This is a genomic window from Desulfobulbus rhabdoformis, assembly GCF_016919065.1.
GTDB classification, from domain to species: domain Bacteria; phylum Desulfobacterota; class Desulfobulbia; order Desulfobulbales; family Desulfobulbaceae; genus Desulfobulbus; species Desulfobulbus rhabdoformis.
The window spans coordinates 1-23,690 of the sequence record NZ_JAFFQA010000017.1 but is presented as its reverse complement, the minus strand read 5'-3'; the positions used below and the strand labels follow the sequence as shown (position 1 = coordinate 23,690).

At 46.2% G+C, this 23,690-nt stretch carries 26 protein-coding genes, 2 tRNA genes and 1 pseudogene; 20 read left to right on the top strand and 9 right to left on the bottom strand.

The window, feature by feature from the left end; all coding sequences use genetic code 11:
* The first annotated feature begins 246 nt into the window (after nt 1–246).
* Nucleotides 247–978, top strand: a complete 732-nt coding sequence (locus tag JWJ90_RS10600; RefSeq protein ID WP_205227198.1) for a BamJ family beta-barrel-assembly machinery protein — start codon at nt 247–249, stop codon at nt 976–978.
* Nucleotides 979–1,514: 536 nt separating this feature from the next.
* Here the strand turns inward: JWJ90_RS10600 and JWJ90_RS10595 are convergent.
* Genes JWJ90_RS10595 through JWJ90_RS10585 form a run of 3 tightly spaced genes read right to left on the bottom strand, consistent with a single transcriptional unit; the run spans nt 1,515 to nt 3,993 of the window.
* Complete coding sequence (locus JWJ90_RS10595; RefSeq protein WP_205227197.1) at nt 1,515–2,162, bottom strand: ATPase; 648 nt, start codon at nt 2,160–2,162, stop codon at nt 1,515–1,517.
* Entirely contained in the window at nt 2,162–2,911 is a 750-nt protein-coding gene (locus JWJ90_RS10590; RefSeq protein WP_205227196.1) for a hypothetical protein, read from the bottom strand. Before JWJ90_RS10590 ends, JWJ90_RS10595 begins: the two co-directional genes overlap by 1 nt.
* A gap of 2 nt (nt 2,912–2,913) precedes the next feature.
* Complete coding sequence (locus tag JWJ90_RS10585; protein ID WP_205227195.1) at nt 2,914–3,993, bottom strand: LptF/LptG family permease; 1,080 nt, start codon at nt 3,991–3,993, stop codon at nt 2,914–2,916.
* Between the two features lie 566 nt (nt 3,994–4,559).
* Here JWJ90_RS10585 and JWJ90_RS10580 point away from each other — a divergent pair.
* From JWJ90_RS10580 to JWJ90_RS10565, 4 genes are all read left to right on the top strand, one after another.
* On the top strand, nt 4,560–5,591 hold the full coding sequence (locus JWJ90_RS10580; RefSeq protein WP_205227194.1) for a DHH family phosphoesterase: 1,032 nt from the start codon (nt 4,560–4,562) through the stop codon (nt 5,589–5,591).
* 263 nt (nt 5,592–5,854) lie between these two features.
* Nucleotides 5,855–7,108 (top strand): glucose-1-phosphate adenylyltransferase family protein, encoded by a 1,254-nt coding sequence (locus JWJ90_RS10575; RefSeq protein WP_205227193.1) that lies wholly within the window; start codon nt 5,855–5,857, stop codon nt 7,106–7,108.
* Nucleotides 7,108–8,376, top strand: a complete 1,269-nt coding sequence (locus JWJ90_RS10570; protein ID WP_205227192.1) for a glucose-1-phosphate adenylyltransferase family protein — start codon at nt 7,108–7,110, stop codon at nt 8,374–8,376. Before JWJ90_RS10575 ends, JWJ90_RS10570 begins: the two co-directional genes overlap by 1 nt.
* A gap of 122 nt (nt 8,377–8,498) precedes the next feature.
* Nucleotides 8,499–8,575, top strand: a tRNA-Arg gene (locus JWJ90_RS10565).
* A gap of 80 nt (nt 8,576–8,655) precedes the next feature.
* Here the strand turns inward: JWJ90_RS10565 and JWJ90_RS10560 are convergent.
* Nucleotides 8,656–8,955, bottom strand: coding sequence for a lysozyme (locus JWJ90_RS10560; protein WP_205227191.1), 300 nt, complete (start codon nt 8,953–8,955; stop codon nt 8,656–8,658).
* A gap of 703 nt (nt 8,956–9,658) precedes the next feature.
* Between JWJ90_RS10560 and JWJ90_RS10555 the strand changes: the two genes are divergently transcribed.
* The 4 genes and pseudogenes from JWJ90_RS10555 (at nt 9,659) to JWJ90_RS10540 (ending at nt 11,994) form a co-directional block, all read left to right on the top strand.
* Nucleotides 9,659–9,895: a S24 family peptidase gene (locus tag JWJ90_RS10555; protein ID WP_205227190.1), complete on the top strand. Its 237-nt coding sequence runs from the start codon at nt 9,659–9,661 to the stop codon at nt 9,893–9,895.
* 151 nt (nt 9,896–10,046) lie between these two features.
* Entirely contained in the window at nt 10,047–11,123 is a 1,077-nt protein-coding gene (locus JWJ90_RS10550) for a type I restriction endonuclease (protein WP_205227189.1), read from the top strand.
* Nucleotides 11,124–11,206: 83 nt separating this feature from the next.
* Nucleotides 11,207–11,548 (top strand): annotated as a pseudogene (locus JWJ90_RS10545) (LexA family protein); the annotation flags it as partial.
* A gap of 29 nt (nt 11,549–11,577) precedes the next feature.
* On the top strand, nt 11,578–11,994 hold the full coding sequence (locus JWJ90_RS10540; protein WP_205227187.1) for a hypothetical protein: 417 nt from the start codon (nt 11,578–11,580) through the stop codon (nt 11,992–11,994).
* Nucleotides 11,995–12,042: 48 nt separating this feature from the next.
* On the opposite strand, the gene JWJ90_RS23570 is transcribed toward JWJ90_RS10540, so the two are convergent.
* Together JWJ90_RS23570 and JWJ90_RS10535 are read right to left on the bottom strand one after the other, a co-directional pair.
* Nucleotides 12,043–12,177: a hypothetical protein gene (locus JWJ90_RS23570; protein WP_275889101.1), complete on the bottom strand. Its 135-nt coding sequence runs from the start codon at nt 12,175–12,177 to the stop codon at nt 12,043–12,045.
* Between the two features lie 21 nt (nt 12,178–12,198).
* Nucleotides 12,199–12,342: a hypothetical protein gene (locus JWJ90_RS10535; RefSeq protein ID WP_205227186.1), complete on the bottom strand. Its 144-nt coding sequence runs from the start codon at nt 12,340–12,342 to the stop codon at nt 12,199–12,201.
* A 79-nt stretch (nt 12,343–12,421) separates the two neighbouring features.
* On the opposite strand from JWJ90_RS10535, the gene JWJ90_RS10530 reads away from it, so the two are divergent.
* Complete coding sequence (locus tag JWJ90_RS10530) at nt 12,422–12,787, top strand: hypothetical protein (protein ID WP_205227185.1); 366 nt, start codon at nt 12,422–12,424, stop codon at nt 12,785–12,787.
* Between the two features lie 259 nt (nt 12,788–13,046).
* Here the strand turns inward: JWJ90_RS10530 and JWJ90_RS10525 are convergent, their stop codons facing one another.
* Nucleotides 13,047–13,313, bottom strand: a complete 267-nt coding sequence (locus tag JWJ90_RS10525) for a hypothetical protein (protein ID WP_205227184.1) — start codon at nt 13,311–13,313, stop codon at nt 13,047–13,049.
* Nucleotides 13,314–13,451: 138 nt separating this feature from the next.
* Here JWJ90_RS10525 and istA point away from each other — a divergent pair, with 138 nt between their 5' ends.
* The 7 genes from istA to JWJ90_RS10490 all read left to right on the top strand — a co-directional run bounded on the left by istA (nt 13,452) and on the right by JWJ90_RS10490 (nt 20,325).
* The gene (istA, locus tag JWJ90_RS10520) at nt 13,452–15,005 is read left to right on the top strand and encodes an IS21 family transposase (protein WP_205227183.1); all 1,554 of its coding nucleotides are present in this window, start codon (nt 13,452–13,454) and stop codon (nt 15,003–15,005) included.
* Nucleotides 15,006–15,016: 11 nt separating this feature from the next.
* Nucleotides 15,017–15,754, top strand: a complete 738-nt coding sequence (gene istB, locus JWJ90_RS10515) for an IS21-like element helper ATPase IstB (protein WP_205227182.1) — start codon at nt 15,017–15,019, stop codon at nt 15,752–15,754.
* A gap of 134 nt (nt 15,755–15,888) precedes the next feature.
* On the top strand, nt 15,889–16,764 hold the full coding sequence (locus JWJ90_RS10510) for a WYL domain-containing protein (RefSeq protein WP_205227181.1): 876 nt from the start codon (nt 15,889–15,891) through the stop codon (nt 16,762–16,764).
* Between the two features lie 228 nt (nt 16,765–16,992).
* A complete protein-coding gene (locus JWJ90_RS10505; protein WP_205227180.1) occupies nt 16,993–17,841 on the top strand; it encodes a ParA family protein in 849 nt (282 codons plus the stop codon).
* Between the two features lie 9 nt (nt 17,842–17,850).
* The gene (locus JWJ90_RS10500; RefSeq protein ID WP_205227179.1) at nt 17,851–18,456 is read left to right on the top strand and encodes a hypothetical protein; all 606 of its coding nucleotides are present in this window, start codon (nt 17,851–17,853) and stop codon (nt 18,454–18,456) included.
* 81 nt (nt 18,457–18,537) lie between these two features.
* Nucleotides 18,538–18,786: a hypothetical protein gene (locus tag JWJ90_RS10495; RefSeq protein WP_205227178.1), complete on the top strand. Its 249-nt coding sequence runs from the start codon at nt 18,538–18,540 to the stop codon at nt 18,784–18,786.
* Nucleotides 18,787–19,128: 342 nt separating this feature from the next.
* The gene (locus JWJ90_RS10490; protein WP_205227177.1) at nt 19,129–20,325 is read left to right on the top strand and encodes a toll/interleukin-1 receptor domain-containing protein; all 1,197 of its coding nucleotides are present in this window, start codon (nt 19,129–19,131) and stop codon (nt 20,323–20,325) included.
* 789 nt (nt 20,326–21,114) lie between these two features.
* On the opposite strand, the gene JWJ90_RS10485 is transcribed toward JWJ90_RS10490, so the two are convergent.
* Nucleotides 21,115–21,199, bottom strand: a tRNA-Ile gene (locus JWJ90_RS10485).
* 244 nt (nt 21,200–21,443) lie between these two features.
* On the opposite strand from JWJ90_RS10485, the gene JWJ90_RS10480 reads away from it, so the two are divergent.
* From JWJ90_RS10480 to JWJ90_RS10470, 3 genes are all read left to right on the top strand, one after another.
* Entirely contained in the window at nt 21,444–21,872 is a 429-nt protein-coding gene (locus JWJ90_RS10480; RefSeq protein WP_205227176.1) for a hypothetical protein, read from the top strand.
* Between the two features lie 78 nt (nt 21,873–21,950).
* Nucleotides 21,951–22,505 carry an AAA family ATPase gene (locus tag JWJ90_RS10475; RefSeq protein ID WP_205227175.1) on the top strand — a complete coding sequence of 185 codons (555 nt, stop codon included), beginning with the start codon at nt 21,951–21,953 and terminating at the stop codon, nt 22,503–22,505.
* Between the two features lie 19 nt (nt 22,506–22,524).
* Nucleotides 22,525–23,322 carry a PIN domain-containing protein gene (locus tag JWJ90_RS10470; RefSeq protein ID WP_205227174.1) on the top strand — a complete coding sequence of 266 codons (798 nt, stop codon included), beginning with the start codon at nt 22,525–22,527 and terminating at the stop codon, nt 23,320–23,322.
* Here JWJ90_RS10470 and JWJ90_RS10465 read toward each other — a convergent pair.
* Nucleotides 23,315–23,690: IS66 family transposase (locus JWJ90_RS10465; RefSeq protein ID WP_205227173.1), on the bottom strand; the 376-nt coding region annotated here is incomplete at its 5' end. The genes JWJ90_RS10470 and JWJ90_RS10465 overlap by 8 nt on opposite strands.

The window sequence follows — 23,690 nt, the reverse complement described above, 5'->3', positions numbered from 1 at the left end:
TTCCCTAAAGGCTGCATCCGGCGGATTTGAGTTTGTACAAAAAGAGGGAGCTGTCTTGTGATTATGCAATCAACAAGAGTGGTTTCCTCTTTTTTTATTCGGGCTACGGTGCAAGAAAAAGGTGGACAGGGGAGGGGGAAGAATGCTTAGCTCTATGGAACTCTTGAAAAAACAGGTCGTGTGCATGATCTTTTTCTGGGTACACAGTGCCTGTCCTTTCCACAAATTTGAACAAGGAGTCATTCTATGAAAGTATTCATGACCGGCTTGCTGTCAGTCTTGCTGACAACAAGCGCGGCCTGGGCTGCTGATCAACCCGTTGAGCTGCAAACAGATGAGCAGAAATTGAGTTATGTTATGGGGCTTGATCTTGGCGAGTATTTTAAAGGTCTCGATGAAAAATTCGATTTTGACATACTCAACCAGGGCATTGTGGACGCCTACAGCGGCAAGAAGCCGCTTATAGCCAAAGAAGAGGCAGATGCCATTCAAAAGGGTTTTGCCCAGCGCCAGCAGCAACGGCAGATCAAAGCCAAGGTTACCATGATTCAAAAGAACCGGTTGGCAGCTGATACCTTTCTTAAAGAAAATAAAAGCAAAGAAGGTGTGACTGAAACCGAGTCCGGACTGCAGTATAAGGTCGTGAAGAAAGGTGAGGGAGCAAAACCTTTGCCTACGGATACGGTGAAGGTGAATTACAAGGGAACCCTCCTTGACGGCACCGAGTTTGACAGCTCCTACAAAAGAAATGAGCCCGCTGTTTTTCAAGTCAATAAAGTTATCCATGGCTGGCAGGAGGCTTTACCGTTGATGCCTGTGGGCTCAACCTACGAGCTTTTTATTCCACCGGATCTGGCCTACGGTGATCGTGGTGCGCCTCCTGTGATTGAGCCTGGCTCCATGCTCAAGTTTGAGGTTGAATTGCTTGAGATTATCAAACCAGCTGAGGAGCAGCCGAAGGCAAAGGCTGACCAGTAAGGAGAAAACAAGGGATTCGGGAGAGAATATCGAGTCCGCCAATTTCCCAGGCAATCTGCCCGCCCACTGGCGCAGGAAAATTTGGCCCTGCGTGGAAAATGAGAATTATTCTCTTTTCAAAAGCTGAATTCAGCTCTATTGTGTACCTTAAAGAGTTGAAAGAGGCACCTGAATCCTGACGACGGGTAAGTGCTGAACAGTGTATCCTCTTAAGTAAACAAGGATTCATTGAAATAAACTTTTTTTCAGCTTTACCCGCCGCTCCAATGGATGCTCACGGATTCGGGGATACCCTTCAGTTTTGAATAAGGAGGAGCATAGTGGGCAAGAAGAAATGTTGTGGTAAGTATGCTAAAAAAGGGAAAATGTGTGGAAGCTGTCCTTTAAAAAAAGCACTGAAGAAAAAGAAAAAAAAGAAAGATAAAAAGTAAGAGGTCGATGACCTGATTGTTTATCTTTCTTTTAATTTGCACATACAAAAAAAACGGGTTCAGAAGAACCCGTTTTTTTTGTATGTGCATGAACTCCAACAATCTCTACGTTTCTTTCAATGTGGACAACAAGCCTTCAAGGAGAATGAAACGTCCCAGAGGGATCACATCGCAGGGAAAACTGCGCACAAAGAGAGGGTTGTCACATAACCCTCCAGAGAGATACAACCGTTCCGGCTCTTTGGCGAAGCGGTAGGCATTGAGCGCTATGCCACGTACAAATTTTGCCACAGCTTCTGCCTCTGAAGCACCGGAAACCACCGCATCAAAGATATGGCTCATGCCCAAAACACCGCAGGTGATGGAAAACCCGGTGCTGGGGACCGGCAGGCTTTTGTAGTCGATCTGGTAGTAGGTGGCCAACAGTTCGATGGTGAACCCCATTGAGGCTCCGCATTCCGCATTCCAGCCCATATCCACCACCTCTCCATCTGCAAAGCGGACAAACTTAATATCACGGCTTCCGCAGTCAAGCAGGACAAAGTCCTCCTCTTCAATGATCGAGCGTCCCCCACGTGCAAGGGCTGTCAGCTCGTTAATACTCTTAAAACTGCGGCGGGCAGCGTTGTGTCCGGTGGCAAGATCCGCCTTGAAATCGCGAGGCAGAGAACGGGTGGGGACAATGCGTGGCTCAGTCTCCTTCTCAGGCTCAAAAATTTTGCAGTAGGAGGTGCCAAAATCTGCCAAAATCATCAGTTGCTGCTCCGCTTGGGTTCAATGCCGGAAAGCTCCAAAAAAGCCTCTATTTTGGCTCGTGTTGAGCTTCCGGGGGTGACATCACAGTCAATGGCGATGGCGCGGGGGTGTTTACTGGCCAGCAGCTTAGCCAGGGCCGACTTTGCACAAAACGATTGGGCAAAAAAGACCGTAGGGATGGAGAGATCAACCACCTTTTCCAGTTCCAGGTCTGCAGGCGTCTTGTTTTCCATGCAGCGGGTCCAGCCAAAAACGTGGGTCGTGTCCGGGAAAGGCGCCAGCAGCGAAAAATCACGGGGCGGGACCCCCCAGAACCCGCAGGTGGGCTCACAGGGGCTCAATGGTTCATAAGGGGCTGCTGACTGGACCCCTTGGGTGATGCGGCAGAATTTTTCCATGAGTGGAATCTCTGCCGTGCACAGGGGGGTGCCAAAACTTGCGGTGTCCTGATTGCGGGTTCGAAGAATGGGAATACCGAGCATATCCTCCAATACCTCGCTCACATGCAGGGCACAGTCGCATTTTCCCGGGCCCACATCGATCACAATCCGATCAAGCTTGAGGTGGAGTGCATTCAAGACAACAGTGCGCAAGATGGCGCAGTAGACCCGGGGAATAAACGGTGCGCTCTGGTCGATGGAGGCCGTGACCTGAGGTTCGTCCAGATCCAGGATGGTGTGTCCCTGTTGATTGATCTCCGCTATTACGGCTAAGGGGGGAACCCCAACAATACCTACACGTTCCACTCTCAGAGATCCTCCCGAACCAGCAGCCAGAGGCCAATTGAGCCCACCAGCAGATGCACGGTAACCGCAGCCAGAAGGGGCGGCATGTAGCCTGCCTTTGCCATGGATTGCAGGGTGTTGTAGACGCCCCAGCAGACAAAGGCCATGCCACAGCTTACCGGAATAGCCAGGGAGAGGTCCCGTCCCCAGGTGCGGTACACCATCAAAAGCACCGGCAGTCCCAAGAGCAGCAGGGGCAGGCCAAGCAAAGTGTAGCTGATTTTGCCGTAAAAGTTGGAGAGTGCCTGGTTACGCTCGGTTTCCGAAAGGCTGTGCCGGGTTTCCTGGTAGAGCTGGACCAGAGAAAGTTCCATGGTGTGATACACCGGCACAAAGAAATCGGATGGAGTCTCAGGAAAATTAAACTGTCTGGTGGTGAACACCTCGGTCTGCATGCCTGCTTTGTTGGCCTGCTGGAGTTGTCCATGTTCAAGCGTCCAACCTCGTCCGTCCCAGGAGGCAAACTCGGCAGTGATCAGGGTCTGGGCCGCATACTTCTTGCTCCAGATGGTATAGGAAAAATTTTGAAACCGATCAACTGTCTTGTCGGGCCGGGCAAAAGAGTAAAATCCCTCTACGCCTCGGTAATAGTAGCGGCCATTACGGTAAATCCCCAGCGGGACCTTGCCCCGAACTTCTTTGTTCCAGATCTCATTGGTTAAGGAGATGGTCGTGGGCAGCACCATCTGCGCCATGGTCAAAAAGAGGAAAATACAGGCCATGCCCGCCCCGATTATGGGCAGGGTAATTTTTTTGAGTGGAATACCACAAGCCTTCAAGGCAATCAGCTCATTGGAATGGTTGAGCACACCCAAGGTAACCACACCGGCAAGCAGAATGCAGACCGGGCTCATCAGATCCAGGATAAAGGGAATATTTGCGAGAAAAAATTTGGCCACCAAGGCCAGGGATTTTCCCTTTTCCATGAAATCATCGATTTTCTCAAAAAAGTCGATCAGGAGATAGAGGGAAGTGAATCCGGCCATGATCAGCACAAGGTTGCGCATGAAATGGACCAGAATATAACGATAAAGCAGTATCATGAAAGGTGTCGGTTAATTCGGGGTATCCCGGAAAAGTCGTTTTTGAAATAAGAGAGAAAACAGTGAGTTGAAAACTATACACCAATGGGAGGCCTGGGGTGTGCTCACCGGGTTCTCCTTGTTCGTGAAAAATCATGCATTGACTTTTTTTCTGATCAATAAAAAAATGTCAGAAATAAAGGTAGTACTTGGTGCTGTAGTACCCGCTGCATGGGGTTCCGTCAAGAAAGAAGCTTGGTCGGATTGCTGTACAAAGGGTATTCTTGCATAAGACGATGCTTGCACTTCTGAGAGTTGCTGTGTAAGGTGCCGCCTTGGTCTTGTTTGTATTGTATCATTGACCTAAGTCAATGCATAGGAAGCTAGAACCTGAATTTGTGAGCAATCCAGGTGTTGTCAGCTTCGTTGATTGTGACATACCGATGAAAGCCTCCTGTGCATAGCCGTAAGCGGCGGTGCCTCTCGCGCCAATGCTCTGGAAATTAATAACAAAAAAAACGGCGGATTAGCCCCTTACACTGTGTTCGCATGAGTTGAGCATCGTGTCACTTTTCCGAACCTTTTCTATGCAGAAACGACTCGAGAAAATTGCCGACGACAATATAACGCGCAGCGCCAGTAAAAACTCTGCCATTGCCCGCTTGAACGGGTTTTGGGCCATTTTTGAGCGAAGCGATACCGTGCTAATCGTGATCAATGCCGATCCGGATGCCATCGCCTCTGCCATGGCTCTCAAGCGTTTGTTGAGTTACCGGGTGCAGAGCGTGACCATCGGCTACCCCAACGAGATCCGCAGGCTCAACAACATCACCATGGTGGAGAGCCTGAAAATCCCCATAGAGCGCCTCCACACCCTCTCTGTCAAAGATTACTCCAAAAAGATTCTCGTCGATTCCCAACCCAACCATCTGGCCTGCTTTGAAAAGATGTCGTTTAATGCGGTCATCGACCACCATCCGGTGACGACCGGATGGGATGCCGATTTTATTGATATTCGGCCGGAGTATGGTGCGGTCTCTTCGATGATGGTGGAGTATCTGCGAGCAGCCGGAATCAAGACCTCGGTTGCCCTGGCAACAGCCCTTTTTTACGGGGTGAAGGTCGATACCCAGAATTTTCAAAAGCAGAACATGCAGGCTGCCGACGGCACCAGCTTTCGTTATCTGTTTAATATCGCCAACCTCAATCTGGTTCGTAAGTTTGAACTGACGCAACTCCGACGTTCAGAACTGCGTTATTTTCGTATTGCCTTAAATGAGGTCAAGGCAAGTAAACGGCGTGCCTACGTCCATATCGGCAAGGTGAGTACACCGGATATCCTGGTGATTATCGCTGATTTTTTTAACCGGGTCGATGCCTTCGACTGGGTGATTGTCTCGGGGATTCATGGGGAGAAACTGGTTGTGATTTTCCGCTGTGACGGTTATCGCAAAAACGCTGGCAAGCTTGCCAAGACGAGTTTTGGCGAATACGGCCCAGCCGGTGGGCATAAAGAGGCAGCCCGCGCCGAATGCCCGGTAAAAAATCTCCCCCTTCGCGAGGGACAGGAGTTCACCTCCAAAACGCTGATTCGCATACTAACTCAACATTCCAAATAGTGCCTATCCACAAACGGTCTTTTCGGAGTCTGCGCTTACCTGCCCAATTTCGGCGTTATGCTCAAAATTTTATCCTCGGAATATTTCTACTCAACATTCCAAATAAGCATTCTGTCTGGTCACTCCGGTGCAGGTTTATGAGATATTGCTTGCACCTTACGGGGGGTTAGGCATATTATGCGCGCAACTCTTTCTTTGTCTGAGCCTGCTCCTCGACCCAGTGGTTGCAGTGGCGGCCCGACCTTCCAGCAACACGGTGTTCTATGTACAGACCCTCGACCTTGGCGATGATCCTGGCGGGTGGCCGCGTCGATGAATTGGGTGTGCTGACGCATTACCGGCCTAAATCTGCTGTGCCTTTTGGCGGATTTTCCCGCGTTATCGATTTTCCCCTTTCCAATTTGCTCCATTCGGGCATTGAACGGATCGCAATCTTAAGCCAGTATCGCTCCTATTCCCTGATCAATCATATCGGCACCGGTGCTGCCTGGGATATGATTGGGCGGAATCGTGGCATTTCGATCCTGCCGCCGTTTAAAGACTACGAGAATCCCCACTGGTATCGCGGCAGTGCCGACGCGGTCTACCAGAATCTTGATTTCATCCAGTACTACGGTCCCTCTGTTGTCCTGATTCTCTCCGGTGATCACATCTACCAGATGGATTATCGCAAGATGATCCGCTTCCATAACGAGCACGATGCCGATCTCACGGCTGCCTTTATTAAGGTAGATCAAAAATGTGCCTCGCGCTTTGGTGTGGCCGAAATCAGTGATGATTTTGCAGAGGGCGGACCTCTCATTTCGTATGAGGAAAAACCCTCCGATCCCAAAGGAAACTGGGCTTCGCTCACCGTGTTCTGCTTTCGTCCCTCGGTTCTCTTTGAGATGCTCAAAAGGAACCAGAGCGGTGAATCGTATGAATTCGGGCGGGATATCATCCCCATGATGATGCGCGAACAGTGCAAGGTCTACGGCTATAAATTTCAAGGCTACTGGGGCTATACCCGCACAATCGACGAGTACTGGCAGACCTCCATGGATCTCCTGGGCGCAAAGCCTAAAATTGATATGGAAGCCTGGGGCGTGCGCACCAATCTGCATCATCGCGGTATCGCCGATCGGCAGCCCCTGAAGATAGGTCCCCAGGGGGGGCTGGAGAATTCCATGGCCTACAACGGCTGTATTGTTGAGGGCAAAGTACGCAACTCCATCCTTTTTCCCGGCGTGCACGTTATGCCGGGGGCTGAGATCAACGACTCGATCATCTTCTTTGACAATATCATCCATGAAAATGTGCAGCTCAATCGGGTGGTCAGTGATGTGAATACCGTGTTCAACCGGAATGTGCGTATCGGGCGTCCGGAATGTGATGGAGAGCCCCGGACCAGTGTTATTGGCTGGAATAATTCGATTCCCGAAGGTTTTGAGATCGGTTGCGGTTGTCGGGTGAACCCACGTATTCCGGCAGATCGTTGGCCCAAGAGTAAACGGCTTGCAGATGGGGAGGAACTGTGATGAGAGAAAGTGGCGACGCTTTGGTTCTCCTGCTGGCAGGCGGTATCGGCAGCCGGTTGAATCTGCTGGTCGGGCACCGGGCAAAACCAGCGGTTCCCTTTGGCGGTATCTATCGCATTATTGATTTCAGCCTCTCCAACGTCATGAATTCGGGCCTGACCCGCGTTGGTGTGCTCACCCAGTACAAGCCGCTCTCGTTGATGGCCCATATCGGTGACGGCTCGGCCTGGGATTTCACCGGACGGACCCGCGGAGTCAAGATTTTACCGCCGCGCACCGGAGAGCAGGATTCCGACTGGTATAAAGGGACCGCCGATGCCATTCGTCAGAATATCGATTTTATTCGGGCCAATCCCTCGGAGCAGGTGGTGGTGCTCTCTGGTGATCACATCTACCGCATGGATTTTGATGCCATGCTCTCGTACCATCAGCATAAACGGGCCGATATAACCATTGGCATGATGGTGGTGCCCAAGTCCGAGATTCATCAGTTTGGTGCCGGTATTATCGATAACGAGAATCGTATTGTCGACTGGGAGGAAAAACCCCAGGTGCCGCGGACCAACCTCGCCTCCATGGGTATTTACGTGTTTGATACCAAGTACCTGTTGAAGATCCTGGAGCGTGATCGCAAAGAGAGCGATTTTGGTATGGATATCATACCAAGGGCAATCAACGAGGATCGGGTCTACGCCTATCCCTTTTATGGTTACTGGCGCGATGTGGGCACAATTCAGTCCTACTGGGAAACCAATATGGACATCATTCGGGAGAACTCGGGGATCTCTCCCGAGGAGTGGGAGATACATCCCAACCCGGAATATGGCGGGCGTCCCATGGATCGGGCGGCGGCACGCTTTTTTGGTGGGAGCAATGTCTCCTCATCGCTGGTTTCAGCAGGCTGTGTCATCGAGGGAACCGTGATCAACTCGGTGCTCTCGCCGGGGGTGCAGGTGAAGAAGGGGGCGGTGGTCAGCAATTCCGTCATCTTTGAAGACTGCGTGCTGGAGGAGGGGGCCAAGGTCGATTTGGCCATCCTTGATAAGCGGGTGCATGTGGGCAAGGGGGCTGTGATTGGCAAAGGGGAAAACCTGACCGAGGCCAATAAAGCGTACCCCAAACACCTCTACACCGGCATCTCGCTTGTGGGCAAGGAGGCTCGTATTCCAGCCCAGGTCAGCGTGGGCCGTAACTGCATCGTTAATTTTGGCTACGATAAGCCAGATTTCAACGGGCAGAATTTTCTTGCCGATGGCGAGTCGGCCTGAGTCCAAAAAGAAGAAGAATTTCTTGCATGCTGGCACTGAAATGGGTATTTTCAGCCGCCTGATTGGCCTTTTCGTCCCTTCCAGCTGACGAGGTCATCGGTTTTACAAATCATATCACCAATGCTCCAGTAGCTCAGTAGGATAGAGCACAGGATTCCTAATCCTGGTGTCGGAGGTTCGAATCCTCTCTGGAGCACCATAAAATCAATGGGTTAGTCAATTGAGCAAAATGTAAAAATTGACACTAATTGACACATGTTGAAAGCCGTGGCATTTAAGCTACGGCTTTTCTTTTTTTCCACTACTCCATCTTCTCAACGCCGCCGCTTCGGCTTCCCGTCTGAGAACCAGCCCGGGCAGTATCCTGCCTCCGCCACAAACCCATTTCTTGAGCTCGGCTCGTGCTCCCTCAAAATCGCCGGCATTGATTTTCCTGCGCAAGGTGGAGCCGGCTAAACGAGTTGCCCCGAGGTTGTAGGCAAAATCGGCAATGGCTCCGATGTTCTGATCGTTCGGCCCGGGGCAGCTAAGCAGTGCCGGACAGAGCTGGCCTAGTGGCCACCATAAATTTTTCTGCATCACCCCGCATCCACTCCTCTGCTTGCTGCTTGGTTCAGACCGTTGTTTTTTTGATATCCTTTCCGGTCGAGCCGTAGCCGCAGGTCAACACCCCTGCCGGCGTGTAGTCATCGTCCTGATATTGGAATACGAAAAAGATCGTAAATATTGGATAAGGCTAAATAGCACCATTCTGCACTCCGGGCTGCCGGTTGACACTTGGCAGATGCAGTAAATGGATCTGTCTTCCCTCATATCTCACATAAAGAACTTATCTGTAAAATGAATAGGTAATGTTGCTTAATTGCCAAATAATACGGCAAATATTCCCTGTTTTTTGTAAAAAAAAGTTGCACTTTGTCTCCTTCGTGCTACAGGTTAACTATTGATTTTGTGGTATTCCGAACGGTCGTGATGAATCTGGCATTATAGAAAAATCCGCAAGAGATTAGGGGGAGGGGGCGATGTATAAATACGTCAACTGTGGAGCCGAGCTAGCTCTTGAGCCTGAGTACCCCAATTGCCATCCAATCCATAACTGGGTTGAAGCCCTTTTGAAAAAAAGGCAAACCAAGTTAACGTCAAAATCAAAACTCCTCCCATGCCCAACCTGCGGCAAAGAAATCCCTAAGATCGCTCCTGCTTGGCCTACCTTTTACTGGAAAATTTCCAGTTTCTCACCACCCCCATAGGATAAACAATACCAAGATCATTGGATGCCTGTGTGCAGGCTGGTGATTGGCAGGATGTGTTTGACCCATATCAACCAGGATTTGCCGAGGATTGGGTGCTGACGACAGAAACGAATAACCCAAACGCATTCGCCCTAGTCATCCATGGGGATTCGATGGAACCTGAGTTCCTGGAAGGAGATATTGTTACTGTAGATTCAGGTCGTGATGCTATCAACGGTAGTTATGTGATCGGTAAGAATGCGAGGAAGCCACATTCAAATAATTAGTGATTAACGGCAGTAACGTCTATCTGAAGCCACTCAATGCCCGTTATCCAATTAAGGATATGACAGGAATTCAAATCAAAATAGTCGGTGTGGTGGTGGAAAAACGCAAAAGGTACTAAGCAATATTTAATATATGAAGAAGGGGGGTCGTATGGATTTTGCAGATAAACTCGTATCACTTGCCTCAAGGATTAATAAACAAAAAGAAGCTATTCAGACGGAGGAGGCTGCAAAAACGGCTTTTGTGATGCCGTTCATTCAAACCCTCGGCTATGACGTTTTTGATCCGACTGAAGTTGTCCCTGAATTCATAGCAGATGTGGGCAGCAAAAAGGGAGAAAAAATCGATTATGCAATAATGGTAGAAGGAAAGCCATCACTGCTGATCGAGTGTAAGTGTTGCAACGCTGACCTCTGCGATAACCATGCCGCTCAACTAAGACGCTATTTTCACGTTACTGCAGCAAGAATCGGCGTGCTCACCAATGGGCACAAATACCAAATTTTTGCTGATCTAGATGAACCAAATATAATGGATGAAAAGCCGTTCATGGAGATCGATCTTCTTGATCTTGACGAACAGCTTGTCCCTGAGCTCAAAAAACTTACCAAATCGTCCTTCGAGCTCGATCAAATGCTCTCAACCGCTAGTAATCTTAAATATACTCGTGAAATAAAGGGCTATTTAGAGCATCAGCTAAAATCGCCTGATCAAGATTTTGTTCGTCTTGTTTTGGCAGACTTTTACACTGGGATGAAAACCCAGATCATCATCGAACAGTTCACACCGCTAGTGAAACAAGCATTCTACGCCGTCATCAATGATCAGATCAATGCACGGTTAAAGTCAGCGCTTTCAAGCGAGAGCCAGTTGCCTGAACAGAATACAAACGAAGAGCAACCTGACGAGCCTGTCGTAGAAGAGACAGCCAAGGGCATAGTGACCACAGGTGAGGAGATGGAAGGCTACTATATTGTTCGCGCAATTTTGAGACCTGTTGTTGATATCGAAAGGGTGGCAATGAGAGACACAAAAAGCTATTGCGGCATTTTGCTGGACAACAATAATCGAAAGCCGATCTGCCGTTTACATTTTAATTCTCAGCAAAAATATATAGGCATATTTGACGGTCAGAAGAATGAGACAAGGATGCCAATCGATAGCCTGAATGAGCTCTATGACTTTACCGATCAGATCAGGACGACCGTCAGCTTCTATGAAGGATAGATGCGGAAATTCGGGTCAACCACCAATTCCGTTCCCATTTTAAGTCGAGTGCCATCATATTCAGGGGCTAAGCCGGAGATTGGAGCGAGGCCGTAGACCATTTTCAACCAGGATTCGCTGAAGAATGGATCAATACGACGGTTGCGAAGCACCCGAATGCCTTTGCCCTGGTGGTTCATGGTGATTCGATGGAGCCCGAATTTATCGAGGGGGAAATCATCACAGTGGATCCAGGCCGCGATGCGGTTAACGGCACGTATGTGATCGCAAAGAATGGGGAAGGGGAAGCCACGTTCAAGCAACTGGTGCTTGATGGATCAAGTGTTTTCCTGAAACCGCTGAATGCGCGCTACCCAATCAAGGATATGACCGGTGTAGAGTTCAGAATCATCGGTGTGGTTGTGGCTAAAGAGAAGAGGTATTGACTTAATAAATAAGTAACGAATTGCAAAGAATGAAGATTATCTGCCCAAAATGTTATAAAGAAAATGAAGTTTCGATATCAAATGGAACAGTCTGTGTCCATTGTCAAAAATCCCTCGAAAAATATACGTTTAAAAAAACATTAATCCCAGGAGCCCTGCTCGTGGCAATGGGCGTAGGAATCTCACATGGATATGAATACTATAAGGATTCACACATTGTTGAATACCAACGGTATCCTGTCAAAATCGAATATGCTCTCGTTGATAAATGTCTTACGTCGTATAACTCGCCAATGAGTCGGATTTCTTTCAACAAGAAAAGGGATGCGTGCATAAATGCGGTTGAACAGGTTCAAGAGGAAATTTCCTACCCGCAATTTCAAAAAAACCAAAAAGCATTCATGGAAGCTTTTAGTCTTTATGCAGCCGGTTTTGTGGAAAAATAGAAATGGAGCAGGCACGATGCCTGCTCCCCAAGGCTGGGAGGCGCTTGGTTAATCGCCTAAATAATCCTCATTGTTTGGATTATGAACATCTGCCCAATCGTCCATATCCGCTTCATTGTTGGGGTTGTTGATATCGGACCATACATCGAGTTCTTCTTGGCTCATGTTTGATGTATCAGGCATTTTATTCTCCAAGTCGTATAATTAATTATCGTTGTTAGTTGCGGCGACCCGTGCTCTTCTCGCGAAAGATTTCTCAGGAATTTGACCTCCATGAGTTTTTTTCGTCGCTTCTTCAATCCGCTTGACATCCTTCATGGTCATGCGCTTTTTGCTTTTTTTAGTCATATTCATCTCCTGAATTTTTTTTAGCCTCCCAGCTTGAGGAGACTATACAAGGGGCACCGGGGACAAATGGGGACAGAGCATGGAATTGGATGAGGTTTCCAGAAAACAATCGGAAATAAAGAGTTGGCTCAAGAAAATCAGATTAAGCCAAAATGAATTTGCAGCTCTTTTTATGGACAGCGTAGATGAAGAGGCAGCCGAGGAAGAGATCAAAAAATTTCAGGAAAGTTTCAAAAAGCAACTGAAGAGAAAATCAACGAGCCTTGAACGTCTAGATACCTATCTCAATTTTTTATTTTCACTGGAAAAATTCAAAGAGGCCGGTTTCATCAGGCCGCAAAGTTATTCTGACGATATACTTGAGCTGGCAGCGGCAAAGATGATGGAAAATATTTCGAAAAAATTGACCCAAAAATATCAAGAGGAAGAATTCGACGATCAATAGTTTTTTTGAGCAATATTCATCGGAGAATCGGGGGCAGGTCCCAAATTTATTGCATGATTCGGGTGAAATTACCTATACGATAAATGGGTAATGTTGCCTAATTGGTGAATAAAGCATTAAGTATTTCCTGGTATTTGTTAAAAAATATTGCACTTTGTCTCTCCCGCGCTGCAGGTTCGTTTCGGTTATTAGGATGTATGGAATATGAAAATAAGAAGATAGAATAGTAGACCGTCCTTTCACTGAAACCATGCCACCATCAGACTCCTTCACTCATTGCATTAAATGCGGCGCAGAGAAAAACGATGGGGAAGAATGCCTCAAATGCGGTGTTATTTACGCAAAGGCCGAACGTGTATTTCTGAAAAAAGAGCAGGAGAAGGAGGAAGAAAAAGAACGGGAAAGACGATGGGCGGAAGAGCAAGAACGCGCCAACGCAAATAGATGAGTATTCCAGATGATCCCGGCCAGTGATTCCACTCCATTCCGGCCACCCATTCCATTTGATCCCGGCCACTGATTCCATTTCATTCCGGCCACCGATTCCATTGGATCCCGGTCACGGTTTCCAGATGATCCCGGCCACCAATTTCGGAGAGTAGCGACGCATAGAACCAAATGGTAGAAGACCTCTTTTTATAATGATTTTATCAAGGAGGGTTTCATGCCAGGCAAGAGGTTATCTATGCGAAAGATACGAGAGGTATTGCGCCTCAAATACGAATTAAACCGAAGCAACCGTGAGATCGGATTGAGCTGCGGGATTGGCAGCAGCACGGTCAGCGATTATATCCAGCGAGTAAGAAATGGAGGCTTCACCTGGCCTCTTCCCGAAGGGCTGAGCGACACCGCTCTTGAGCAGTTACTTTTTCCGCCTCCGACACCGCGAAACAGCTCGGGGTTATTGCCTGATTTCCATGAAGTCCATAAAGAACTACAGTCGCGCAAACATGTAACTTTAAACCTGCTGTGGCAAGAATACAAAGAACGGCATCCGGACGGCTACCAGTACAGCTGGTACTGCCATAATTATCGGGGCTGGGCCGCCAGGCTGGATGTGGTGATGCGTCATGAGCACCGCGCAGGCGAGAAAATGTTTGTCGATTATGCCGGACAAACGGTCGATGTAATTGACGGGGAAACCGGAGAGATACATAAAGCGCAGATCTTCGTCGCTGTCCTGGGTGCCAGTAATTACACCTACGCTGAAGCCACGTTGAGCCAACAGATTGAAGACTGGATAGGTTCTCACGTCCGGGCTTTTTCTTTTTGTGGAGGTGTTACGGAGGCGGTGGTTCCCGATAATCTGAAGAGCGGTGTCAGCAGAGTCTGTCGCTACGAACCGGATATCAACCCGACATATCACGCCCTGGCCAACCATTACCAGACTGTGATCATTCCAGCCCGGGTCAGAAAACCACGGGATAAGGCCAAAGCTGAAGCCGGCGTCCTGCTGGTAGAACGCTGGATTTTGGCACGACTCCGAAAGCACACCTTCTTCAGCCTTTTAGAGCTCAACAAGGCCATAAAAGGGCTGCTGGACATCCTCAACAACAAGCCTTTCAAAAAGCTTCCCGGCAGCAGACAGAGTCGCTTTGTTGAAATAGACAAACCGGCAATGAAGCCGCTTCCTGCAGCGCCATACGAAATGGCCTACTGGAAAAAGGTCACCGTCCACCTCGATTATCATGTGGAGGTGGAAGGCCACTATTACTCTGTCCCATACACCCTGGTAAAAAAGCAACTGGAGGTCCGTTACACCAAGACAACGGTGGAATGTCTCTACCGAAATCAACGGGTAGCAAGCCATCTCCGCAACCAGTCCCGGGGCCGCCATACAACCATCAGAGAACATATGCCGCCGAAGCATCAGAAGTACTCGGAATGGACTCCCGAAAGATTTACCAGATGGGCGGCAAAAATCGGCCCACAAACAAAGGTGCTCACAGAAACACTCCTGGTTCAAAGGGCACATCCACAGCAGGCCTACAGGACTCTGCTGGGGATTTTACGGTTAGGTAAATCTTATGGCGAACCAAGACTCGAAGCAGCATGCGACCGTGCTCTGCAGATCAATGCACTCTCTTACCGGAGCATAGAATCGATACTCAAAAACGGCCTGGACCAAAAGCCTCTAAGAAGTAAAGAAGATAACAGCAAACCCCTGAAGCACAATAACATCCGGGGTCCTGAATACTACGACACTACAATCCATTAAAGGAGAAAACAATGCTGCTTCATCCAACACTTGAGAAACTGACTACCCTACGCTTCACCGGCATGGCGGCTGCTCTTGATGAACAGATGCAGATGAACTCCCTGGACGACCTGGGCTTTGAAGAACGGCTAGGTCTCCTGCTTGATCGCGAGATGGCCGTCAGGCAATCCAGAAGAATGAATACACGTTTACGAAAAGCCAAACTTCGCCAGGAAAGCTGTATAGAAGACATAGACTTCCGCCATCCGAGGGGCCTGGATAAATCACTGGTCATGAGACTAGCTGGCTGTGAATGGATTAAAGAGCACAACAACTTAATAATCACTGGACCCACCGGCGTTGGCAAAACCAACCTGGCATGTGCCTTTGCTCAAAAAGCATGCCGGGAAGGGTTCAACACCCTCTACTTGAGAATGACCAAGCTCTTTGAGGATCTGAGCTTGTCAAAAGGTGACGGCCGGTACCTGAAACTGCTGGCGTCTTTTGCCAAGGCTGATTTGCTAGTGCTCGACGATTACGGTCTCGATGTACTGAACAGGGAACAACGACACGATTTGCTTGAGATACTCGAGGACCGTCATGGGTTAAAATCAACCCTTGTCACCAGTCAGTTGCCGATTGACCTCTGGCATGAACAGATCGGCGACCCGACGCTTGCCGATGCCATTCTCGACAGGCTGGTGCACAACGCACATAAAATAAAACTTAACGGAGATTCTATGAGAAAAAAGAATGCAAACTTGACGTAAACGGCAACGACGAGGTAAGGGATAAATAACAGCGTCGCTTCGCTCCGATTACCTGGCCGCGATCATCTGGAATGAGTGGCCGGGATCACGTGGAATGACTGACCGGCTTCGACTGGAATGGGTGGCCGGAATCAATGGAATACGCAAATAGACGACCGTCTTTAATTGCTTTTGACTATGAAGATGCAGGGGAAAGCCGTACCTCGAGGGAAGTTAAAGAACCTGTACGTTTTTTGTTTTCAGATCAATGGTACATCAACGGCTATTGCCTCTTAAGGAAAGAGGCGCGAACCTTTCGAGTCGATCGAATACTGGGTGACATAGCAGATGCCGAAACAGGTGAGGTTATTTCCATTGACCGTATCATGGAAATCGATCCACCGGATAATCTTTTCATCGATCCCAGGAGCGAAAATAGCAGTTCCGATCTTATTGATTGTTCGATTTGTGGATTGCCCATTTCGAAAAATGCGGAAACCTGCCCACATTGCGGTGAACCCGTCAATAAAGAAAATCCGAGCAGTCAATCGTCCAGGCCCTCGCCCAGTCGAAAGCCGATGGGTTGTTTGGGATGGAGCGTAGTAATCATATTTGTGCTCTATCTCATCGGACAATGCAATCACCCACCTTCATCAACTAAACCACCAAAATCCTCCTCTTCTTCTTCGCCTCCAATCTCCACGCCACGAAGCACCGAACGATACCCGGCTCCTACTGCCAGTTATGCGGACACTTTTGTAACTGTCCTAAACACCATGTATGGAAATGTCTCTCGAGCCGAGCTCAATGGATTTTTCAGCAAAACGTTAAAGGTCGACTGGACTGGTAATACACAGAAAATTCATGCAATAAAGGTAATTGCCGAGGTCGGTAACGCCAAATATCGCCTTTATGAAGATGGCGTGCGCTACTTTCAGTTCCCCAATGACTCAGGAACGTACAACGTCATCGATTGGAAAACAGGGAGTAAGCGATCAACCTCTGAGCGTGCACAGTATTATTTTAGGTAATAGAAAGCTCAGAGCAATCTCTCAATTATTAATCCAGACAAGAAAACATGCCAGCATTATCCAGATATTGGAAAGTGAAAGAGAGCGGAAATGCTTGATAAAGCTGAATAGAACTGTTCTGTATTTGAGAAATCGGTCTGCTAAACCCAACTATATTTTACACAAATGTGAATGAATTTTTATTTTGACCTAGTACATACAATAAAAATTAAATAACGAGGTTGTTCTATGGCAAGAAAGGACGGACCAATTACTGTCTGCGTTATTAATTTAAAGGGAGGTGTCGGTAAATCTACAATTGCGACGCTCTTATGTAGGGAAGCACTAATTAATCGCAAGAAGGACGTGTTGGCCATAGACCTGGACCCACAGGCAAATTTGAGTCAGGCGCTAATGCACTATAGCTACAATCAATTCCTGTCTGAACAATGGCCCTCAGTCGTCGAGTTGTTTAATGGCTACCAACCACCTTCGGCATCTACAGGAGGTCCGACAGGACTTACAAATAATAGCGTAGTTCAGACGATCACCACGATTGGGGATAATACGCTACAAATAATTCCATCAAGGTTTGATTTCTCTGACAACTTGATCGACTCGGCGCGCCCAGATCCAAGGGTTCTCGCTCGATTTCTTGCTAAAAATTTCAAGAAAAAAGATCTGATAATCATAGATTGCGCACCAACTGAATCGATTTTAACGCGAGCAGCGTACCATGCGAGCCGGCTAGTTTTGATTCCGGTAAAACCAGAGTATTTCGCCACCATTGGTTTTCCGTTATTGCAAGAATCATTGACTTCTTTCAGAAAACAAAATCGAGGGCACCGAATCGATGTGTCTGGTATCGTGATCAATAATGCTTTTTATGATGGAGGTAACAATGGTGGTCCTGAGAAAAAAAGAGCACTTGGGGATATTGAGTCAGAAGCGCTGATAAATGGGTGGCGAATATTTAATAACGAAATCCCATTTTCACGCGGATTCCCAAAGATCACGCGGGGTGATCACAGTTATACTGGAAATGCTGTGATGTTTCGTTATTTCGCAAATGAATTTTTCGATCAAATTGGTCTGTAGAAAGGTATTATGACTGTTACAAGTAAAGTAAAAAATAAGAACCAGCGGCTGCTCAGGGAGTTACTTTCCGTGCTCGTAAAGGAATGGGGCCACGATGAGGTTAAATGTGCTCTTGAGGATATTAACAACGAGGCAGCGTCTGGTGTTACTTCTCGGCAAGCCCGCGCACGTGTTTATAAGAAACCAAATGCTGAAAATTTAGTCAAGCGCCTGGATGTGCCAAAAGAACAAAAAGCCCTACTGATGGATTTTGCTTCTAAATTTGACAATAAGGAGATTCTTCCCAAAGTGGGTGATGTGCGGTATTTCCTAGAAATGCAGGGAGAAAAAGCTGAAAGTATCCAACAACGATCCAAAGCGTTTTCGGCAATACTCAACGTCCTGTTGCAGATGTCTTGCGAGAGTTTAAACTCAGTGGTCCGAGGTTTTTCATACTCTGGCCCGTCAGCGCTTGGCCCTTTGTCAGACGCGATTAAGGCTACAAGTGCAGCCCTTAGATCTAATGAGGAGAACAAAAGTGATGAGACAAAGATCGAAAAAGCTAATGCTGAAGGTAACACAAATAACGAGTTCGCCCCTAATGATGCGAATGATATTGAGAAATCACAAGAATGATTCTTTGGGAATGTGAGGCACTAAAAAAAACTGAAGTTCGCCAGTGGGTAGCATCTTAAATACAAGCAACTGTGAGGGGAAATGACACAGCAACAAATTGAGATACCCGTCATATTAAATAATGGTGTTATCGGAACAGCTGTAGCAACAGGCAATAATGCAAGCTGGCATTGCTATTGCCAAAGAAACATCCCTTTACTTGGCAAGTCTGGACAAGTGAAAGGGCCAAGTGAAAACTTAAAAATCGTTTGTCCCGACTGTGGGGCAGAATATTTCGTGGAGCCTGATGGCGGGGATTATAAAAAGGCTGTTAGGGTAATTGAGTTGTAATCCTATTTGATTCCTCAGATGGTTATCGAGGAAAAGATGAATCAGATTGTTTGGCTTGAAAAATTTAGCTGAGGTCAAGCAACTTCTTGCGGAAGATTGGGAGGAGTAAAAAAATTTAATTAAAGACGTGCCCCAAATATAAATACTATCGATTCACTTTGTCCAAATGGACTCGTTGAAATTCAAATATAAATTTATAATTAGCAATTGTCTATACATTTAGTTGATTATTTAACTTCATTGAAAATGTAATTTTGCAGTTTTGTAAAACTAAAAATTATAATTATTCAAAACGTTGTTCATTAAGTTAGCATAAAATTTCGGATGAGGATTTTAAATTAAATGGATAATCTTCCAAAAGTTTTCGTATCTTATACGCATGAAGATAAAAAACATAATAAATGGATTAAGAGTTTGGTTAGTCGTCTAGAAGATGCTGGGATTGATGTTATATATGACCAAGAAGATTTGCGTTCTGGTGAAGCAATAACAAAATTTATGTCAGATTCTATAAAAAATACTGATCATGTATTGATGATATGCACGCAATGTTATTGTGAAAAAATAGAAAAAGGAACTGGTGGTATAAATACAGAATATTCTATTATAGCAAGAGAGCTTTCGCAGAGTAGATATAGGCGAAAATTCATTCCGATTTTGCGGTATGGGAACAACGATGAATCAGTTCCTCCTTTATTTAGTGATATAAAATATTTGGACTTTAGAAAACCAAATAAGTCTACTTATATAAAATTGATTAAAGAGTTGGGTGGAAATATAAATTATAATGATAGTAAGAATAAAATTGACCATAGATATAAATACAGCAATAGTAACTTTAAAAATATAATCAAATATGAACCATTTTTGGTAATGCATGGTTACGATGTGAATTTCACGATGAACGATGAAAAGACAGTTAAGGAAATAAAAATATTACAGAAGAAATGTGGGGAATACGAAGATGGTTATATTGAAGCTGAAACGTTGAGAGCAATTGATAAACTCGTTAGCGAAAGTGAATTTTTTCCTATTTATTTAGGTGACTACGCAAATTCAACTTATGAAACTCCTTTTCAAAGAGATCGCCGCCAAGGATTTCAATCATGGTTTGGTGTTGGAAAATTTTTTTATAAAAATATACCGTTTGTTGCAAGCGAACAGCTAGTCAGTTTTACTGATGATGAATTGTCTATTAATATTAACAGTGAAATTGAATGTATACATATAATTTATACAGGAGCTTGGATCTACAGCGTGGAAGGTGAATATGTTGTTGTAGATGTTGTATTGAAAAACGGTGATGTCTTAAAAACTGAGCATAAAATATTTGATTGGACATGGCATAAAAATGACGCAACGGTTGTTGATACGTTTTCAGCTTGTTGTGATTCAAAAATAACAGAAGCTAATGTGTATTATCTTAAAATTAACCCAAAAATTGGACTGTGCCATGTAAAAGAAATTAAATTTAACAAAATATTTAATATGTATATTTCTATAGTTTCAATTACTTTGCAAAAGTCAGTCAAGTCGTAATCATTGCATAGTTAAAGCAAATATATTTCTTAAGTTGCTGTTAAGTCAATAAACCTTGCGGGAAATAGCAACGTTGTAAAAGATGAGCAATACGTAGGTCGGCAGGCTATTTCATCGTTGGATATAACAGAGGGAGAAGTAGTCTGCCCAGTATTCTTAGCGTACTTTTTGAGGAATAACTGATCCAGGGAAAAGAGGATTACAGGCAAAAATGGCTGTTAAGTTGGTAGACAAAGGTGCCGCACCAGGCCATCCTGGAAGCGCATCGGTAAATTCAGCGGCTAAAGTCGAGGCAAGGAGTCTCATTTCCCAACTTACGCTGGACAGAATATTTGGCGAGGCTGGTACAATCAACTCTCTTAAATGCTGTCGTATAGATAGGCAACCTCCACCGGGAGGTGGTGCGAATATACAAGTGCAGCTTAATGGTTTAACCGGTGATTCGACAATATCTACCTGTATAGTTCATCCATCTGTTCTGGCTTCATTGGCTACATGGCCGGAGGGACTCAGAAAACACCAGGATAGTTGGCTCGCTCGGCAGATAAGAATTGCATTAATGAACAGCCTAGAAAGTGGTCATATCTTACATATTTCTGGTTCTTTCTACGATGATGACAATCCTGCTAATTTAACCGAAAGAACAAGGGGGAATTACAAAGAGCCACGAGGTGTCACAAAGTTCAGCAACAAATGATTTCGACAATGAAGAGGCTGCTAATTGTTAAACCATTAAGGCCCGCAACACAAGCACACAAATCTAGTGTGTGCTTGTGTTGCGGGCCTTAGCGGAAGGTATGGGATTCGAACCCATGAATAGGTTGACCTATCACTGGATTATACATCCAGCCCAATAAGCCTCTCTGGCAACCTTGGAAAATTCACACCCATTGGTATGCGCTTCCCAAGAACGCCAAGATTGCGTAAAGTTTACTTTATCCTGTGTGTGGCTGTCAAGGAATGGCTGGAGGATAAAAAATGTCGCGTCTACATATTGACTAAGATGAAATTGAGGCCCCAATAGGGCTCAAAACCGACCACTGTAAATTCCTGGGACACGAAACTAAATTCCAACATTAACATCTGCGAAAATGCCGCAGATGTTCCCTTTAGCTACCATGAGCTACGAAGATCATTGGGAACTGCTTGTCCAGCTCGATGAAGAGCTACTAAAAGGCGGAGTGATTCTCTCGGAGTGGTGTAGGTTCATCGTCCGTGAAGCAGACACGGCATATTGTGCTGGCGCACATTTAGCATCAATTTTAATATCCGTATCGGGTATTGAAACCTATCTTCGGTCTGAGTATTCCAGAACAGGAAATGAACGCTTAGTTGAATTGATCCACCAAGCGCCTATTGATAACGCTCTGAAAGTGGATCTTCATATTCTTCGCAAGTATCGCAACAAGTGGGTTCATATAGATGTCCCTTGGGATGACGAAGATCTAATACAACACCCAGAAAATACAGAACAAAAACTTGAAGAGATGGCATTCTTTGCCGCACGTACCTTACGAAGAGTTATCTATGAAAACCAATGGCTGTAACTTGACTTTGTGCAGAACAAGTGGATACAAAGTTAAGAGTGTTTAGGATGCTATTAGGTAGCAGAGGTTGGAGAAATTGTGAGAACTAGGCGCATTGTATTCGTCGCGGGGGTACATGGAGTCGGAAAGGGTTATCTTTGTGACAGGCTTACGTCAATGATTGACGGTGAGCACGTTACAGCAAGTGGTCTGATAAAAGGTCGTAAGGAATTAGGTGTAGCAAAGGCAATTTCTGGCATCGACGCAAATCAGGCAATTCTGGTTGAAGAACTGGCTAAATTTAAGACAACCAGTCCGTTTGTACTTTTAGATGGCCATTTTTGCCTATATAATCAAGAGTATGAAGTGAGTTCGATTGCCCCGCGTCTTTTTAAGGAGCTTAATGTTGCTTATATCGTAATGATAACATGTGCTCCTTCTGTAATTTTAAACAGATTGATCAATCGAGATAAAAATGTATCTAATTTAAGCACCACTCAACTTGAAAAGTTGCAAAATTCTGAGGTCGAACATTCTCGTTTGGTTGCAGAGGAAATCAATGTTCCAATTACATTTTTAGATGTATCTGGGGATAATCTAAGATACCTGCCAAAACTTGCAGAAATGATAATATCTTATTTTTTAACTCTATAGAGTGAATTGATTATTTATAATGAATTTTCTTATAGATACAAACATATTGATCCCCCTTGAACCTGCGTCAAGATATGATTTAGAGGCAAATACAGAGATAGCTCTCAATTTCTGCAGCCTGTGCTCCAAATCTGGAAATAAACTGTTTGTTCACCCTGCAGTCTCCGTCGATATCGGCAAAGACAAAGATAGCGAAAGAAAAGCGCTCCGAGCGACTCTTGTCGGACGATACAATGTGCTTGCATCTCCTCCTCCTCCAACGATTTTAGATTCATCTATTGTCTCCCCGGCCGAAGAAAATTCAAATAACTGGGTGGATAACTGCCTTTTGGCGGCCCTGCAGGGGGACTTAGTCGATTATCTTGTTTCTGAAGATATTGGGGTTCATAAAAAAGCAAAACTTCTCGGCCTGGGGCCACGGGTCTTACTTCTAAGCGATGCGGTCACACTACTTCAGGATCTGTTCGACAAAACTCCTCCGCCGCACCCAATCGTCAGTACCCAGTACATCTATGAAATTGACACAGATGACCCCATCTTTGAATCATTACGGGCTGATTACGGAGGCGAACAGTTCGATCAATGGTTGGTAAAGTGCAAAAAAGAACATAGGCAGGCTTATGTCGTCAGGTCGACAACAGGAGCATTGTCCGGAATTCTCATATGGAAGCCTGAAGATTCTTTGCCAAATGGGCAAAAAGGGAAGGTTTTAAAGATTTGCACATTTAAAGTCTCAAGCTCTCACGGAGGAAACAGAATAGGCGAGCTTCTCTTGAAGCCATTATTCGTAACCGATCAGGGGGTACCCCTCAAGTAGCCGCCCTGATCCACTCCAGGTCTGGCTGTTGATCTTTGAAAAAAGCATCCATCGCGTCCACGAGGACGTGGAAGGATGATTTCCCCTGCAGGCGGCAGGTTTGCCTGAGCGAAACGATGCGTTCCACCCAGCGATTGCCTTTATCACTGCTGGTCCCTTGGCTGCGTTTTCGCCAGAGTACGGCATAGCGCAGCATGCGCTCCCCGAAGTTGTTGGTCGGGTCAACACCTTCCTCGAGCAGGAAGGTAAATAATGAACCCATTTCCGTATCGAGATGGCGGACAAGCTTCCCCGCTTCACTGTCGGAATCGATATACAGCGCGATCAACCGGTTGAGCCGGGCATAAAATGCGTTCCACTCGGCTTTT

Excerpts from the sequence above, each read along its gene's own strand:
- JWJ90_RS10600 (WP_205227198.1), top strand. The coding sequence starts at position 247 with ATGAAAGTATTCATGACCGGCTTGCTGTCAGTCTTGCTGACAACAAGC.
- JWJ90_RS10595 (WP_205227197.1), bottom strand. The coding sequence starts at position 2,162 with ATGATTTTGGCAGATTTTGGCACCTCCTACTGCAAAATTTTTGAGCCT.
- JWJ90_RS10585 (WP_205227195.1), bottom strand. The coding sequence starts at position 3,993 with ATGATACTGCTTTATCGTTATATTCTGGTCCATTTCATGCGCAACCTT.
- JWJ90_RS10580 (WP_205227194.1), top strand. The coding sequence starts at position 4,560 with ATGCAGAAACGACTCGAGAAAATTGCCGACGACAATATAACGCGCAGC.
- JWJ90_RS10575 (WP_205227193.1), top strand. The coding sequence starts at position 5,855 with ATGTACAGACCCTCGACCTTGGCGATGATCCTGGCGGGTGGCCGCGTC.
- JWJ90_RS10570 (WP_205227192.1), top strand. The coding sequence starts at position 7,108 with ATGAGAGAAAGTGGCGACGCTTTGGTTCTCCTGCTGGCAGGCGGTATC.
- JWJ90_RS10560 (WP_205227191.1), bottom strand. The coding sequence starts at position 8,955 with ATGCAGAAAAATTTATGGTGGCCACTAGGCCAGCTCTGTCCGGCACTG.
- JWJ90_RS10550 (WP_205227189.1), top strand. The coding sequence starts at position 10,047 with ATGGATTTTGCAGATAAACTCGTATCACTTGCCTCAAGGATTAATAAA.
- JWJ90_RS10540 (WP_205227187.1), top strand. The coding sequence starts at position 11,578 with ATGAAGATTATCTGCCCAAAATGTTATAAAGAAAATGAAGTTTCGATA.
- JWJ90_RS23570 (WP_275889101.1), bottom strand. The coding sequence starts at position 12,177 with ATGCCTGATACATCAAACATGAGCCAAGAAGAACTCGATGTATGGTCC.
- JWJ90_RS10535 (WP_205227186.1), bottom strand. The coding sequence starts at position 12,342 with ATGACTAAAAAAAGCAAAAAGCGCATGACCATGAAGGATGTCAAGCGG.
- JWJ90_RS10530 (WP_205227185.1), top strand. The coding sequence starts at position 12,422 with ATGGAATTGGATGAGGTTTCCAGAAAACAATCGGAAATAAAGAGTTGG.
- JWJ90_RS10525 (WP_205227184.1), bottom strand. The coding sequence starts at position 13,313 with ATGGAATCAGTGGCCGGGATCAAATGGAATGGGTGGCCGGAATGGAGT.
- istA (WP_205227183.1), top strand. The coding sequence starts at position 13,452 with ATGCCAGGCAAGAGGTTATCTATGCGAAAGATACGAGAGGTATTGCGC.
- istB (WP_205227182.1), top strand. The coding sequence starts at position 15,017 with ATGCTGCTTCATCCAACACTTGAGAAACTGACTACCCTACGCTTCACC.
- JWJ90_RS10510 (WP_205227181.1), top strand. The coding sequence starts at position 15,889 with ATGGAATACGCAAATAGACGACCGTCTTTAATTGCTTTTGACTATGAA.
- JWJ90_RS10505 (WP_205227180.1), top strand. The coding sequence starts at position 16,993 with ATGGCAAGAAAGGACGGACCAATTACTGTCTGCGTTATTAATTTAAAG.
- JWJ90_RS10500 (WP_205227179.1), top strand. The coding sequence starts at position 17,851 with ATGACTGTTACAAGTAAAGTAAAAAATAAGAACCAGCGGCTGCTCAGG.
- JWJ90_RS10495 (WP_205227178.1), top strand. The coding sequence starts at position 18,538 with ATGACACAGCAACAAATTGAGATACCCGTCATATTAAATAATGGTGTT.
- JWJ90_RS10490 (WP_205227177.1), top strand. The coding sequence starts at position 19,129 with ATGGATAATCTTCCAAAAGTTTTCGTATCTTATACGCATGAAGATAAA.
- JWJ90_RS10480 (WP_205227176.1), top strand. The coding sequence starts at position 21,444 with ATGAGCTACGAAGATCATTGGGAACTGCTTGTCCAGCTCGATGAAGAG.
- JWJ90_RS10470 (WP_205227174.1), top strand. The coding sequence starts at position 22,525 with ATGAATTTTCTTATAGATACAAACATATTGATCCCCCTTGAACCTGCG.